Below are 14,499 nucleotides of genomic sequence, written 5' to 3'. Positions count from 1 at the left end.
ATTTTTAAGTTAGTGTGTGTATTGTTTAAAGTACCGCTTTATTGTTTGAAATAATTCCGTATACTTTTCCGTTTAATTTTTTATTTAAAAAGATAGCATTTTTTGAAGTAGATAAAATAGCATCTTCAGTAAAAGTAAATGCTTCTTCAGGATTAAACAGCGTTAAATTAGCCAGTTCACCTTCTTGTATTGAAGAACTTTCAATGTTAAAAACCTGTTTTGGTTTTGTTGTTAAGCAGTCAATTAAAACTTCTGTGTCTAATATGTTGTTTAATGCTCCAAATAAACTTTCTAAGCCAATTGTTCCAAATTTTGCATTTCGATATTCTACTTTTTTATGTTCAATATCAATAGGATTATGATCGCTTGTAATCATATCAATAACTCCTTCATTAACACCGTTTATAAGTGCTTCTGTATCTCTTTCTGTTCTTAAAGGAGGTAAAACTTTCGTGTTAGAATTAAACTCCTTCAGTTCACTGTCTGTTAGTGCTAAATGATGCGCAGCAACACTACAGCTCACATTTAATCCTTTCTTTTTAGCTTCTTTTATTAGGTTTACCGATTTTGCTGTTGAAATAGTTGGAATGTGTAATTTTCCACCTGTATACTCTAAAATGAACAAATCTCTAGCAATTTGCATTTCTTCAGCAAGTGCAGGTATTCCTTTTAAACCTAATTTAGTACTGTTTTCTTCTTCGTTTACCAAACCGTTTTGAGCAATGGAATTATCTTGAGGAAAACTCATTACCAAGCCATCAAAATTTTGAGTGTACTGAAGTGCAATTTTCATTAAGTTGGCGTTTGAAATTGGTTTTTTGTAATCACCAAAGGCAATAGCGCCATAATTTTTCATGTCAAATAGCTCTGCAATATCTTTACTTTCGTATCCTTTTGTTAAGGCTCCAAAAGGGTAGAGGTCTGTTGCAAATCCGTAAGATTTATTTTTAATGTATTGAATGGTTGCTTTATTGTCTGCAATTGGAAAAGTATTAGAGTTTACTGCAACTGCGGTAAAACCACTTTTTGCAGCTGTGTTTAACCCGTTTTCAATAGTTTCTCTTTCTTCGTAACCAGGTTCTCCAAAACATACACTTGTGTCAAACCAACCTTGTGAAATATGGAGGTTTTTTAAGTTGATTTCTTTAATATTGTTAGTGTTTTCAATAGTGTCAGAAATTTTGGTAATCTTCCCATTTTCAATTAAAACATCTTTTATTTGTTGATGAAAAGGGCTTGTTTTGTCAATAATAGTAGCAGATTTGAGAAGTAGTATCATATATTGAAATATTTTAATATCAGCATTTCAATGAACAAAAATAGCACAGAAAATGCTAAAAACCATTTAAAAAGCCAATTGATTTTTTGTTCATCATGAATATTTTTAAAAACAGCTTCTAAAGAAGTTGCCATGGAAACTTTTTCGTTTTGCGCAATCAGCGGCGCAACATTCAAATAATTTAAATTGCTTTCAGTTCTATTGTAATTAAAAGCAATAGTTTTTATAGCGTTTTCACCTCTAAATATAGTGTAAAATCCACTTTTTAAAATATTGTTTTCAAAATGAAGTCGTACTTTATTTTGTGAAATAGTTTGTAAAGGAATAAACTTTGTGTTGGTATTAGAAACGGTTAAAACTTCGTCTTTTTCTATACTTGTTGCAACGTCAATGGTAGTTGTTGGCGAAATGGTATAATACAATTGAGAAGCATGTAAACTTTGTTTTGCAAAATTATAAAATACGGGAACTATTAAAGATGATTGGGTAAAGTTGCTAGTATTTTTTTCTAAAGGAGAAGCTACCCAATAAACAGAACTATTTGTAAAATCTGTTGAAGAAATAAATGTTGAATTATGGTCAAATTTAAGAATATCAGTACTTGCATAAAATGCGTTTTCAAAATAAATTGAAGCTGTTGGGTATTGAAAATTGGTTACTTTTTTTTCAAAAACATCTTTTATTAAAGGATGCGAATAGTTGATAGTTGTAATTTGATGCTCTTGTTCTATTTTGCTTGTTACTGTTCCAATTTGCAACGTCTTTAAAAATGAATTGTACGAATTTAAATTACTATTAATTGCCGGTATTATCACAATGCTTCCTCCATTTTTTGAGAAACTTAGTAAGTTATCTACCAATTCTTGCGGAATATTTTCCAACTCATTAAGTAAAATTAAATGTTGATTTTGAAGCGTGTTATAGTTTAAATTAGGTAATGGAGTAGTGGTGAAATTAAACTCGTTTTCAGTATAAATTTTAGCTAAAAAAGAACTGCTTTTACCAATGCTTAAAACGTTTATTTTTGAGGGTGCTGAAACACTAAAATAAAAGTCGTTATCAAAGGTTAAAAAATTATCTACAAGTGTAATTTTACCATTAAATGTTGTGGTGTTTGGAATGGTAAATTGAATAGTTTTAGATTGATTATTTTTAAATTGTGCTGTTGATTTTCCAACAAGTTTTTCGCTTTCAAACAAAGATACAGGAACACTTAAATTTGAAATTTTACTACTTTTAATACGTACATTTACGGTAATTTCTTCAATATTTTTTGTTGTAATAAAAACACTATCTATAAAAATATTGGTATTGTTACTAGGTGTTACTTGAAGTAGTTGAGTAGTACTGTTTACATTTGTAAAATCGATTTTATTTTTATTTGTAGAAACTTGAAAATCAGATATTATAATATTTTTATTTAAAGTATTGGTTTTAAGAGTTTTTCGCTTATTTAGTTGAAGTAAAACAGTATTTAAATCTAAATTATTTGGAGTGTATTTAATATTTATGAGTTCATTTTTTAAACTGTTCTCATCTAAATTTTGAAAATTAGAGTTGTTTGTAAGTACCGTAATATTATTGTTTGTATTTTGGTTGTTTTCAATAATATGCTGTGCAATATTTTTTAGTAGTTCACCATTTTCTCCTTTTGCTTGCATGCTAAAAGAGTTGTCTAAATATATGTTAGTGTTGAAATTTTCTTTGCTCGAAAATTTAGAAAAATAAGGTTGAGCAAAAGCAAAAATTAAACAAGTAAAAGCAAGCATTCTTGTAAGTAAAACAAGCCACTTTTTTAGGCGTGCACTTTTACGTGTTTGTTGCTCAATATTTTTTAAAAATTTTACGTTGGTAAAAGGAACTTTTGAAAAGCGTTGCAATTGAAATAAATGAACGATTATCGGTATGATAAGTAGTAGCAGTGCATATAAAATTTCAGGATGCTTAAATTGCATTATTCAAGTAAAGTTTTTCAAAGATATAAAATTCAAAGTGACTTAAGCAAAATAGTTTTTTAAAATTCCAAGTGCATAATTGCTAGCAATTGTATTGGCAAATCTTGCAAAATCTATGGTAGCATTGTCGTTTGCTTTGTCTGAAATTATTCTAATAATTGAAAAAGGCATATTGTATTCGTAACAAATTTGAGCTACAGCAGCACCTTCCATTTCAACACAAGTTGTAGTTGGTAATAATTTGTTTAAATGTGCTATTTTTTCAAGGCTTGAAATAAATTGATCACCGCTTGCAATGTCACCTAAAATTACTTTTGGAGCGTAAATATCAAAAACTTCAGCTTCTGTTTTAGAAACAAATTCACCGTAGCAATCAATAAAATTATGTGTTGCGTTTAATAGGTTTGTGGTATCTTTAGTTTCAAGATACTTGTTTTTTAAAATAGGAATTTCAAATTGGTTGTAAAATGGGCGTGCATCTAAATCGTGTTGGTAAAGGTGTTTTCCAATTACAACATCTCCAATATTTAAATGTTCTTTAATTCCGCCGGCAACTCCAGTAAATATAATTTCATCAATATTAAAATCGTTAATTAATTGTGTGGTTGTTGCTGCCGAGGCCACTTTTCCCCACCTTGAGAAAACTAAAACTACTTTTTTATTAAATAAAGTACCGCAATAGTATTCGCGCATTCCTTTTTTTGTGGTTGAAACATTTTCAAGTTGGTTTAACAAAGCCTGAATTTCTTCTTGCATTGCGCTAATAATTCCTGTCATTTCAAAAGATTAATTTATTATTTTTCCGTCTTTCATTTCTAATTTACGGTCTGCCATTTCGGCTAATTCAAGATTGTGGGTCACAATAACAAAAGTTTGGTTGAATTTTTTACGAAGTGTAAAAAACAACTCGTGTAAATTTTTGGCTGATGTTGAGTCTAAATTCCCACTTGGTTCATCAGCAAAAATCACATCAGGATTGTTGATTAAGGCTCTTGCTACCGCAACGCGCTGTTGTTCTCCTCCCGAAAGTTCATTTGGTTTGTGGTTTATTCTGTTTGAAAGTCCTAAGAATTCTAACAGTTCTTTGGCTTTTTTTTCGGCTTCTTTTTTAGAGGTATTACAAATAAATGCTGGAATACATACGTTTTCTAAAGCTGTAAATTCTGGTAATAGTTGGTGAAACTGAAAAATAAATCCAATGTGTTTGTTTCTAAACTTAGACAAGGCATTATCCTTTAAGTTTAACAAGTTTTTATTGTGAATGCTTAAGTTGGCATCTTTTTTCTTTGAAGGCTGGTCTAAAGTGCCTAAAATTTGCAAGAGCGTTGTTTTTCCTGCTCCAGATGGGCCTACAATTGCAACAATTTCTCCTTTTTCAATGGTTAAATCTACACCTTTTAAGACTTCTAAATCTCCGTAAAACTTGTGAATATTTTTTGCTTCAATCATAGTATAACTTAAGGGTGTGAAATTAAACAATTAAAGGGAATTTACAACCACGTTTTCATTTTGTTATAGTCTAAGAAATAGATAACTTTAAGAGATATTATATTGTTAATGGGCTCGTTAAATAAATTGTTTAAGTTCTCTCCAAAATCTATGTATGACAAATCATCTTCATTAAAAATAGAATTACGGTACAAAGCGGTTAAAAAGCTTCCAGGAGCAAATTGCCACGTGTAACTAAAATCTAAATTCCAAATATTATAATTTATATCGTTGTTTTCATTATAACTAGCATTGCTTAACGTGCCATCGTCATTTAAAACAAAGTATTGATTCTCGTATTGAACAGGAGACCAATAGTGTCTAAATGAAAGTGATAAGGAAGATTTGGTGTTAAAACTTAGTTTTCCGCTTAATGTGTTTACAATGTTTTTTACGTCTCTTGTTCCAAAAATAATGCTTTCGTCATCTAGCTCATCTACATAACCTTGTTCGTTTATTAATTTACTAAATTGAAATGCATAAATAACTTGAAATTTATCAGTGAAACGATAGCGAGGCTCAATTTCTATTCCTGCATAATAATTGTCTAAAGTGTATCTTTTTGCATAGTTGATATTTGCTTCAACGGCTAATTTTTTTCTAAAATCAGTTGAAATCCACGCGCCAGATTCAATAACTCCTTTTTGTCTAAAATAACGACCTTCAACTCTTGGTTCAAAATAATCATATTGGTCACCAATGTTAGCTTCAATATTTGCACCATATGCAAGACGGTTAATAGTAAGAAAAAATGCATTTAACTCAACATCATTACCTGTATAGGAATTGGGTTCACTTAAATATCTTAAACTTGTATTAAACCTAATTCTATATCTTTCAAAAACTTTAGTAGGTTCAAATATTTGATAGGAAACACCTGAGTAAAAGTTTGAGTAGTTATTTCTCCGTTGAAATCCAAAGTCTTGAATGTCAAAATTATCATCGCTTCTTGAGTAGCGGAAATAATATTGGTAATTTCCAGAAATTTTAGCTAAACGCATTGTACCAGCAAAACCAGCAGTATTTGCGCTAGCTTCATAAACATTACTCATTTTAATGTTTCCAGATACATTGTACGAGTTTGCTTTGTTAGAAATATCAAAAAGCAACGCGGTTGTATTGGAATCTCTAAAACTACCATTTCTTAAAACATTGGTGTTGATTAGACTTACCGATGAATTTTTATTAAACTGTTTATCAATTACAAAAACATTGTAATTGGTAAGTGGTTCGGTTACTTCTTTTCTAATAGTACCGGTAATGGTATCTTGTATTTTTGCTGAAGTTTTTTCTGTAATAGCATTAAAAAAACCAACACCTAAACCACTTTTATCTCTCCCCGAGAGTTTTACAGCGTTGATCATATTTACATTTGTTGGGTTGTCTACTATTGTTTCGTTTTCTGCCAAATTATCTTCAACATCATAATAGCCAACAGGTGCGTTTCCTATTCTTCTAGAGTAAAATAAATCACCTTTACCAAAAAGCTCGGTTCCTTCTGTAAAAAAAGCTCTTTTTTCAGAGTATTGTTGTTCAAACGGACCTAAATTTAAAACGGTTTCATCAAAAGCAGTTTGCCCAAAATCAGGAATCAAAGTAACATCTAATGTGTAACTTTCGCTTAAACCATATTTTATGTCTAATCCAAAATTAGCATCAAATCTTGTGTCGCTATCATAAGACGAAACGGTTCCCGATGTGTACGGGTACAAATTTAAACGTAATGGAGGTTTAATATTTTGAATACCAGTAATTAAACCTGCGTAAATGGAAATTTCACCTTTGCTTTTATCAATATAATTCCAAGAATATTGTTCGTTTAAATAATTAATTCTACGGTGAAAATTAATTCCCCAAGTTTGAATAGGTAAGTTTGAAAAACGTAACTGTGAATAGGGTATTTTTACTTCAATAACCCAACTATCTTCATTCATAGTTACTTCACTATCCCAAACAGCATTCCAACTAAAATCTTCATTTCCATTTGCAAAAACTTTTGCGTCAGCTTGTGAGTTTGTACTCATAACCAAAAATTCAAAATCGTTTTGGCTGTCGTTAAAAGGGTTTAAACTAATTAAAAACCAGTCAACATTTCCAATGTCATCTCTACTGGTAAATTGCATTGGTATTTGTTCTGGAGTATCATCATATAATGTTGCGCCAAAATAAATAGCTTCATCATCATATGTAATTTTTACTTCTGTTTTTTTGTTGTTGCGTTCTTTTGTACCATCTCCAGGTTTAAACATTACAAAGTCTTTAGCAATGTCGGCATTTTTCCAAACATCATCGTTTAAAACACCATCAATTATGGGCGCTTTTTCCGCTCTAGAAGCATTTACAGATTTTTTTGTTTGTTGGGCAGTTACAAATGAAAAAATACAAAAGAAATAAACAATTAGATATTTTTTCATTGAAGAATGGTTGCTTTAGGTTAAAAGCAAAAATATTTAACATATTATACAATTCCTCTTAAAATAATGTTAATTATATGAATTTAAATGAAGGGTTATTTGTTTACATCAGCACAAAATTCACAAGTAGTTTGTAAAAATATTTAGCTGGTGTAATTAATATTGAAGGTTGGTAAAAACAGTTAAAATAAGTAGTTGTCAACTTTTTAAAATTCCATATAAAAAATAAGTTTGATTTATATATATTTGTGAATATTAATAAAATAACTTACTACTAATGAACTTACATGAATATCAAGGAAAAGAATTATTAAATAGTTTTGGCGTTAGAATTCAGCGCGGAATAGTTGCCGATAGCCCAGAGAAAGCAGTTGCTGCAGCAAAACAATTGACTGAAGAAACTGGTACTGGTTGGTGGGTTGTTAAAGCTCAAATTCATGCAGGTGGACGTGGAAAAGGTGGAGGTGTTAAGTTGGCTAAAAATTTAGACGAAGTTGCTTCTATAGCTAATGATATTATTGGAATGATGTTGGTAACACCGCAAACTTCTGCAGAAGGTAAAAAAGTAAGTCAGGTTTTAATTGCTGAAGATGTATATTATCCTGGTGATAATGAACCTGAAGAATACTATATGTCTGTGTTGTTAAACAGAGCAACAGGTAAAAATATGATTATGTATTCTACTGAAGGAGGAATGGATATTGAAACTGTTGCTGAAGAAACACCTCATTTAATATTTACTGAAGAAATTGATCCGTTACTAGGTTTACAAGGATTTCAAGCTCGTAAAATTGCTTTTAACTTAGGATTGTCTGGTAATGCTTTAAAAGAAATGATCAAGTTTGTTTCATCATTGTATACAGCCTTTGTAAAGTCAGATTCTTCATTGTTTGAAATTAATCCGGTTTTAAAAACGTCTGATGATAAAATATTAGCTGTTGACTCTAAAGTTACGTTAGATGATAATGCATTGTTCCGTCACAAAGATTTAGCAGAATTAAGAGATTTACGTGAAGAGAATGAAATTGAAGTAGAAGCAAATGCTGCTGGTTTAAATTATGTAGATTTAGATGGAAATGTTGGTTGTATGGTTAACGGTGCTGGTTTAGCAATGAGTACAATGGATTTAATTAAGCAATCAGGTGGTGAACCTGCTAACTTTTTAGATGTTGGTGGTACTGCTGATGCAAAACGAGTTGAAACTGCTTTTAGAATTATTTTAAAAGACGATAATGTAAAAGCTATTTTGGTAAATATTTTTGGTGGAATTGTACGTTGCGATAGAGTAGCGCAAGGTGTAATTGATGCTTATAAAAATATGGGAGATGCTATTAAAGTGCCAATTATTGTTCGTTTACAAGGTACAAATGCTATTGAAGCTAAAAATTTAATTGATGAAAGTGGGTTGGATGTAATTTCAGCTACAGAATTTCAAGAAGCTGCAGATAAGGTACAGCAAGTATTAGCTTAGTGTAAAAAAATAAGTGCATAAAAAAAGCCGTTTTCAAATTTTGAAAACGGCTTTTTTTATGGATGTTGTAAAAATTAAATATCTTCAAAATTTACATCAGTAAAACTTTCTGTACTTGCTACTTCTCCTTCATCAGAAGATCTTTTGAAATCTTTTTGGTGACGTTCAGAAATAACTTCTTCACCTTTTTCTTCTAAAATATAATCAGTTGCTGCTTTTAACATCTCATTAAATTCTTGAAAATCTTCTTTGTATAAGTAAATTTTGTGTTTTTTGTAATGGAAAGACCCATCGTCATGTGTGAATTTTTTACTTTCTGTAACTGTTAAGTAGTAATCTTCAGCTTTCGTAGCTCTTACATCAAAAAAGTAAGTTCTTCTTCCTGCTCTAAGAACTTGAGAAAAAATTTCTTCTTGTTCTAAATGTTCGTTGTCGCTCATAATTAACTTTCTATTTAATAATCTTTATATTCGATTTACCCACAAATCTATAAAATAATTTGACTTTTTTATTCTTTTTTATATTTCTTTTTCCAAAAGTTGTTGCTCATATAATTCTTTATAATAGCCTTTTTTATTAACTAACTCAGTATGTGTACCTTCTTGAATTATTTCGCCTTTATCCAACACAATTATGCTGTCTGCATTTTTTATAGATGAAATTCTATGGCTTACAATTATGGTGGTTTTATCTTTACTAATTTTATATAAATTAGATAAAATAATTTCTTCAGTTTCAGTGTCTACAGCAGACAGGCAATCGTCAAAAATTAAAATTTGAGGATCTTTAATAATGGCTCTTGCAATAGAAATTCGTTGCTTTTGACCTCCTGATAAAGTAACACCTCTTTCACCAACATAAGTATCGTATCCGTGATTAAAATTTATAATATTATGATGAATATATGCATCTTTTGCTGCTTGTTCAATTTTTTCGTCGGCGGCATTTTCTTCACCAAATGCAATGTTCTTTTTAATAGTATCTGAAAATAAAAAGGCTTCTTGCGGAACAAAACCAATGCTTTGGCGTAAGTTGTTTAAATTGAGTTGTTCAATATTGGTATTGTCTATAGTTAACTCTCCAGAATCACCATCGTACAACCTTGCAATTAAACTAATAATAGTTGATTTTCCACTACCAGTATTTCCTAATATAGCAAGAGTTTTACCTTGTGGAAGTTTAAATGAAATGTTTTTAAGAGCTGTGATGTTAGTATCATCATAAGTAAAAGAAACATTTTTAAATTCAACAGTTCCATTAATAGGTGTTGGCGTTTCGTTTACATTTACAATTTCAGGTTTCACTTCTAAAAACTCATTGATACGCTTTTGAGACGCTTCAGCTTGTTGAACAATTGAGGTTACCCAGCCAACAACTGCCACAGGCCACGTAAGCATATTTACATACATAATAAATTCAGCAATTACACCAATGGTAATTGCACCTTCAATATAACGTAAACCACCAATGTAAATAACTAAAATATTACTTAACCCGATTAACAATATCATTAAAGGAAAAAATAAAGCCTGAGCTTTAAAAAGGTCAATGTTTTTTTCTTTAGTTGTATCTGCCAAGCTTCCAAATTCAGTCATTACTTTTGGTTCAATTCCGTAGGATTTTATAATACTAATTCCTGAAAAGGTTTCTTGAGCATTTGCCGTTAGTTTTGATAAGTATTGCTGTACAATTGTACTTCGTTTATTAATAACTCTACTTAAAACATAAATAGATAGCGATAAAACAGGTAAAGGCATTAAGGTGTAAAAAGTTAATGTTTTGTCTATGCTATACATTTTAAATATGGCAACTATAAAAAGTACCAACATATTTATAGTATACATAATTGCAGGCCCAAAATACATACGAACTTTACTTACATCTTCGCTAATGCGATTCATTAAATCACCGGTTCTATTTTTTTTGTAAAAATTAATAGACAAGCGTTGATATTGCTGATAAATTTCATTTTTCAAATCAAATTCTATCAACCTTGAAGTAACAATTATAAGTTGTCTCATTAAAAAAGTAAAGAAACCAGAAAGCAATGCTGCACCTATAATTAATAAAATGTTGTTTAAAAGGTCTCCTTTAACAACCTCTAAATCTGTAATAATGCCATTATTATAATCATTTGCTGCATCTAAAGATTTTCGAATAAGTTGTGGAACTTCAAGTGCTAAATATTTAGAACAGAAGGTAATAAAAACGCCTAGGATTAAGCGGTATTTGTATTTTACAAAGTATTTATTTAGGTATTTTAAGGCTTTCATAAAGTTGTAAGTAACTTCAATTTTTAATGCACGAATATACAGTATTATAATTTTATTTAAACAATAATTAAGATAGATTTAACTTTGGTTAAAAAATTAAAAACTACCATAGATTTAGAAAAATTAATAGTACTTTTGCAAAGTTAAAAACAAAGTTCTTTTAAATGATAAACAGAAGACATATTAGGGTTAAAGTAATGCAGTCAGCTTACGCATTGTTACAGTCTAAAAGTGACAACCTAGTGAAAGAGGAAAAATTTCTATACCACAGTATAGATAAAATGTATGATTTGTATGCACTATTACTTAGTTTGTTAGTTGAAGTAAGAGATTTAGAAAAAAAGCATATCCAAATTTCTCAAAAAAAGTTTTTAGCAACTTCCGAAGAAAAATCGCCAAACAAAAAATTTATTAAGAATCAAGTTTTTGATGTGATTGCAGAAAGCGCATCATTAAAAGATTTTATTGAAACACATAACTTACATAACTGGGAGTTAGATGATGAGTATATAAAAGAAATATGGAAACTAACTAAAGAAAGTGAGTTGTATGCTTCTTATATGAGTTCTGAAACTACAAACTTTCAGGAAGATAAAGAGTTTGTGTTAGCTATGTTTAAAGAAATTGTTGCGCCAAATGATAAGTTAGCCGATTATTTTGAAGATAAAACTATTACTTGGGTTGATGATATTCCTTTTGTCAATACTTGGATTGTGAAATCTTTAAACGGATTAAGTGCTACAAAACCTTTAATTTTTGGGAAGTTATATAAAGACGAAGACGATAAAAAGTTTGTTGTAGACTTGTTTCGAAAAGTAGTTTTAAATCATTCAGAGTACGAAAAAGAAATAGAAGAGAAAACACCAAATTGGGATATTGACCGTATTGCAGAAATGGATATGTTGTTGATAAAAATGGCAATGGCTGAATTTATGAAGTTCCCTTCAATTCCAACACGTGTTACTATAAATGAGTATATTGAAATATCTAAAGATTATTCTACTTCAAAAAGTAGTTATTTTATTAATGGAGTTTTAGATAAAATTTTAAAAGATTTAATGGCTTCAAAAAGATTAAATAAAATAGGTAGAGGATTAATGTAATTTTTTATTTTTACAAAAAGTTTTATCACAATGAAAAAAAGAATCGTATTAAGTATCGTATTATTAGCAGCATTTTTTATGGCTTGTGAAGACAAACCATCAGCTAAAATTAACTCGTCAAATTTAGAATTAGCAAAAGAAAGAGATGCTAAATTAAATTTAGGTTCAGCAATTATTGAGTTCGATCAAAAAGAGTATGACTTTGGAACTATTACTGAAGGTGAAAAAGTACAAGGTGCGTTTAAGGTTACCAATGCAGGAAAAGTAGATTTGATTATTACTAATGTAAAACCTTCTTGTGGTTGTACAACTCCTGAGTGGACCAAAGAAGCTATTGCTCCTGGTGCAACTGGTGAAATTAAATTTGAATTTAATTCAGCTAACAGAGTAGGGAAACAAAATAAATCTATCACCGTAAAATCAAATGCAGAAAAAATTACAGAAGTTATCCGTATTAAAGGAACTGTAACTGCAAAAAGTTAATAATTAAAATTATATAAATAAAAATAAATGTACACAGCAATTTTTTTACAAGCAGAAGGGTTTTCAATTCAAGGAATGTTACCTTTTTTATTAATGTTTGTGGTGATCTATCTTTTTATGATTAGACCTCAAATGAAAAAAGCAAAGAATGAAAAGAAATTCCAAGCTGAATTAGCAAAAGGAAACAAAGTAATTACTACAAGTGGTATTCACGGAAAAATTGTAGATATTGTAGATCACGATAATACAGTAGTTATTGAAACAGGTGCAGGTAAAATGAAATTTGAACGTTCTGCTGTATCTATGGAGTTAAGTAAAAAATTACAAGCTCCAGTAGAAAAAAAATAAGAACAAATAGTTCTATTATAAAAAGTGAGCTTATGGCTCACTTTTTTTGTATATTTAAGTTTTGTAAAACGTATGAAAACAGCTCAGAAAATTTCAAATTTAAATTTAAAAAACAATCGTAAATTAAAGGTTTTTTTGTTTTTCTTGGTATTAACATCAATTATTTGGTTGTTAATAGCGCTGTCTAAAAATTATACATCTACGGCTATATTTAAAGTTGAATATGAAAATTTACCTGTAGATAAATTAGTGCAAAACAAACCAATTTCAGAAGTTGAAATTTCTATAAATGCGCCTGGTTTTACCTTAATAAATTATAAAATTAGAACACATAAAATAGCATTTAATTTAAATGGATTAATAAGTAATAAAGGAACAAGTTTTTTATTGCCAAATACACAACTTTCTTATTTAAATAAACAGGTTTCAAATGAAACAACTGTTGTTGATGTTTTGCAAGACACTATATTTTTTGATTTAGGTAGAAATATTTCAAAAAAAGTTGTGGTTAAACCAAATGTTGATGTGAAATTTAAATTAGGTTATAATTTTATTGAAGACTTAAAACTAATTCCAGATTCAATTGTAATAACAGGACCAGAAAAGAAAATTGATTCTATTTCTGAAATTTTTACAATGCCATTAGAATTAGCAGATGTACATCAAACTATTGAGGCAGATTTAAAATTAGATATACCTGCAGCAAAATTAAATTTAAAAGTCTCAAATAAATCGGTGCATGTTTTGGGGAAAGTAGATAAGTTTACTGAAGGTGTTTTTAAAATTCCAGTACGTTTTATCAATGAGCCCGAAAATGTTACAATCAATCCTTTTCCAAAGGAAATTGAAGTTGTTTATAGAGTTGGTTTATCACACTTTAATAAAATTAATGAAAATAGTGTGTCTGTAGTTTTTGATTATAACCAATATAAAAATGATACCTTAATTCAATATTTAACTCCTGTAATTCAACAAAAAAGTGAGTTTATTCATTCTCTTGAAATACAACCAAACCAAATAGAGTTTTTAATCCAAAATTAATAGCATGAAAGTAATTGGGTTAACAGGTGGTATTGGAAGCGGAAAAAGCACCGTATTAAATTTTTTTAAAGAATTAGGTGTTGCAACTTTTATTGCCGATGTTGAAGCTAAAAAGTTAATGAACTCAAATGCAGATCTTATACAAGAGATTACAAAATTGTTTGGAGATAATGCTTATAAAAACGGAGTTTTAAACAGTGCATTTATTGCTCAAATTGTTTTTAATAATACTAGTAAACTTGCACAATTAAATGCGTTGGTGCATCCTAAAGTAAAAGATCATTTTGCAAATTTTTTAGCACAAACAAATGCTGAAATTGTAATGTATGAAGCGGCTATTTTATTTGAAAGCGGTAGTTATAAGCAATGTGATTACGTTATTACTGTTACCGCTAATTTAGAAGAACGCGTGCAACGAGTAATGCGAAGAGATGGTGTGGATAGGTTGGCTGTGGAAACCAGAATAAAAAATCAATTAGGAGATGAAGCTAAAATTAAAAAGTCTGATTTTGTAATTTATAACAATGCTTTAAAATCTACAAAAGAGCAAGTAAAAACTATTTTTGACATATTGATGAAATTAAACTAAATTTGCAGATATTCTTAAGAATTTGTTAAAAAAATAAATTGTTTGTTAATAAGCG

At 29.5% G+C, this 14,499-nt stretch carries 13 protein-coding genes and 1 pseudogene; 6 read left to right on the top strand and 8 right to left on the bottom strand.

All coding sequences use genetic code 11. From position 1 onward, the window contains the following. Positions 1-25: 25 nt before the first annotated feature. The 6 genes and pseudogenes from ACFQ5N_RS10775 to ACFQ5N_RS10750 all read right to left on the bottom strand — a co-directional run bounded on the left by ACFQ5N_RS10775 (position 26) and on the right by ACFQ5N_RS10750 (position 7,136). Positions 26-1,279 carry a dihydroorotase gene (locus tag ACFQ5N_RS10775; RefSeq protein ID WP_386809508.1) on the bottom strand — a complete coding sequence of 418 codons (1,254 nt, stop codon included), beginning with the start codon at positions 1,277-1,279 and terminating at the stop codon, positions 26-28. Continuing rightward, on the bottom strand, positions 1,276-2,940 hold the full coding sequence (locus ACFQ5N_RS10770) for a hypothetical protein (protein WP_386809726.1): 1,665 nt from the start codon (positions 2,938-2,940) through the stop codon (positions 1,276-1,278). Before ACFQ5N_RS10770 ends, ACFQ5N_RS10775 begins: the two co-directional genes overlap by 4 nt. 69 nt (positions 2,941-3,009) lie before the next feature. Beyond that, a pseudogene (locus tag ACFQ5N_RS10765) lies at positions 3,010-3,234 on the bottom strand (BatA domain-containing protein); the annotation flags it as partial. A 42-nt stretch (positions 3,235-3,276) separates the two neighbouring features. Continuing rightward, positions 3,277-4,011, bottom strand: a complete 735-nt coding sequence (locus ACFQ5N_RS10760; RefSeq protein ID WP_386809507.1) for a 5'-methylthioadenosine/adenosylhomocysteine nucleosidase — start codon at positions 4,009-4,011, stop codon at positions 3,277-3,279. A 9-nt stretch (positions 4,012-4,020) separates the two neighbouring features. Beyond that, positions 4,021-4,683 carry an ABC transporter ATP-binding protein gene (locus tag ACFQ5N_RS10755; RefSeq protein WP_386809506.1) on the bottom strand — a complete coding sequence of 221 codons (663 nt, stop codon included), beginning with the start codon at positions 4,681-4,683 and terminating at the stop codon, positions 4,021-4,023. A 41-nt stretch (positions 4,684-4,724) separates the two neighbouring features. After that, on the bottom strand, positions 4,725-7,136 hold the full coding sequence (locus ACFQ5N_RS10750) for a DUF5916 domain-containing protein (protein WP_386809505.1): 2,412 nt from the start codon (positions 7,134-7,136) through the stop codon (positions 4,725-4,727). A gap of 277 nt (positions 7,137-7,413) precedes the next feature. Between ACFQ5N_RS10750 and sucC the strand changes: the two genes are divergently transcribed. Next, positions 7,414-8,607, top strand: coding sequence for an ADP-forming succinate--CoA ligase subunit beta (gene sucC / locus ACFQ5N_RS10745; protein ID WP_386809504.1), 1,194 nt, complete (start codon positions 7,414-7,416; stop codon positions 8,605-8,607). Between the two features lie 74 nt (positions 8,608-8,681). Here the strand turns inward: sucC and ACFQ5N_RS10740 are convergent, their stop codons facing one another. Continuing rightward, positions 8,682-9,047 (bottom strand): PUR family DNA/RNA-binding protein, encoded by a 366-nt coding sequence (locus tag ACFQ5N_RS10740; protein WP_386809503.1) that lies wholly within the window; start codon positions 9,045-9,047, stop codon positions 8,682-8,684. 78 nt (positions 9,048-9,125) lie between these two features. Next, on the bottom strand, positions 9,126-10,880 hold the full coding sequence (locus ACFQ5N_RS10735; protein ID WP_386809502.1) for an ABC transporter ATP-binding protein: 1,755 nt from the start codon (positions 10,878-10,880) through the stop codon (positions 9,126-9,128). 164 nt (positions 10,881-11,044) lie between these two features. Here ACFQ5N_RS10735 and nusB point away from each other — a divergent pair, with 164 nt between their 5' ends. From nusB to coaE, 5 genes are all read left to right on the top strand, one after another. After that, positions 11,045-11,983 carry a transcription antitermination factor NusB gene (gene nusB / locus ACFQ5N_RS10730; protein ID WP_386809501.1) on the top strand — a complete coding sequence of 313 codons (939 nt, stop codon included), beginning with the start codon at positions 11,045-11,047 and terminating at the stop codon, positions 11,981-11,983. 30 nt (positions 11,984-12,013) lie between these two features. Then, positions 12,014-12,466, top strand: coding sequence for a DUF1573 domain-containing protein (locus tag ACFQ5N_RS10725; protein WP_386809500.1), 453 nt, complete (start codon positions 12,014-12,016; stop codon positions 12,464-12,466). A gap of 27 nt (positions 12,467-12,493) precedes the next feature. Next, positions 12,494-12,814, top strand: a complete 321-nt coding sequence (gene yajC / locus ACFQ5N_RS10720) for a preprotein translocase subunit YajC (protein WP_386809499.1) — start codon at positions 12,494-12,496, stop codon at positions 12,812-12,814. Between the two features lie 72 nt (positions 12,815-12,886). After that, on the top strand, positions 12,887-13,855 hold the full coding sequence (locus ACFQ5N_RS10715; RefSeq protein WP_386809498.1) for a hypothetical protein: 969 nt from the start codon (positions 12,887-12,889) through the stop codon (positions 13,853-13,855). Between the two features lie 4 nt (positions 13,856-13,859). Further along, complete coding sequence (gene coaE / locus ACFQ5N_RS10710) at positions 13,860-14,444, top strand: dephospho-CoA kinase (RefSeq protein ID WP_386809497.1); 585 nt, start codon at positions 13,860-13,862, stop codon at positions 14,442-14,444. Positions 14,445-14,499 lie beyond the last annotated feature (55 nt).

The organism is Lutibacter holmesii (genome assembly GCF_042679665.1).
GTDB classification, from domain to species: domain Bacteria; phylum Bacteroidota; class Bacteroidia; order Flavobacteriales; family Flavobacteriaceae; genus Lutibacter; species Lutibacter holmesii.
This window is presented reverse-complemented; position numbering and strand designations above follow the sequence as displayed.

Bases quoted from the DNA above. Each gene is read 5' to 3' on its own strand.
- ACFQ5N_RS10750 (WP_386809505.1), bottom strand. From the start codon at position 7,136: ATGAAAAAATATCTAATTGTTTATTTCTTTTGTATTTTTTCATTTGTA.
- yajC (WP_386809499.1), top strand. From the start codon at position 12,494: ATGTACACAGCAATTTTTTTACAAGCAGAAGGGTTTTCAATTCAAGGA.
- nusB (WP_386809501.1), top strand. From the start codon at position 11,045: ATGATAAACAGAAGACATATTAGGGTTAAAGTAATGCAGTCAGCTTAC.
- ACFQ5N_RS10775 (WP_386809508.1), bottom strand. From the start codon at position 1,279: ATGATACTACTTCTCAAATCTGCTACTATTATTGACAAAACAAGCCCT.
- ACFQ5N_RS10715 (WP_386809498.1), top strand. From the start codon at position 12,887: ATGAAAACAGCTCAGAAAATTTCAAATTTAAATTTAAAAAACAATCGT.
- ACFQ5N_RS10755 (WP_386809506.1), bottom strand. From the start codon at position 4,683: ATGATTGAAGCAAAAAATATTCACAAGTTTTACGGAGATTTAGAAGTC.
- ACFQ5N_RS10740 (WP_386809503.1), bottom strand. From the start codon at position 9,047: ATGAGCGACAACGAACATTTAGAACAAGAAGAAATTTTTTCTCAAGTT.
- ACFQ5N_RS10735 (WP_386809502.1), bottom strand. From the start codon at position 10,880: ATGAAAGCCTTAAAATACCTAAATAAATACTTTGTAAAATACAAATAC.
- coaE (WP_386809497.1), top strand. From the start codon at position 13,860: ATGAAAGTAATTGGGTTAACAGGTGGTATTGGAAGCGGAAAAAGCACC.
- ACFQ5N_RS10725 (WP_386809500.1), top strand. From the start codon at position 12,014: ATGAAAAAAAGAATCGTATTAAGTATCGTATTATTAGCAGCATTTTTT.
- sucC (WP_386809504.1), top strand. From the start codon at position 7,414: ATGAACTTACATGAATATCAAGGAAAAGAATTATTAAATAGTTTTGGC.
- ACFQ5N_RS10760 (WP_386809507.1), bottom strand. From the start codon at position 4,011: ATGACAGGAATTATTAGCGCAATGCAAGAAGAAATTCAGGCTTTGTTA.
- ACFQ5N_RS10770 (WP_386809726.1), bottom strand. From the start codon at position 2,940: ATGCAAGCAAAAGGAGAAAATGGTGAACTACTAAAAAATATTGCACAG.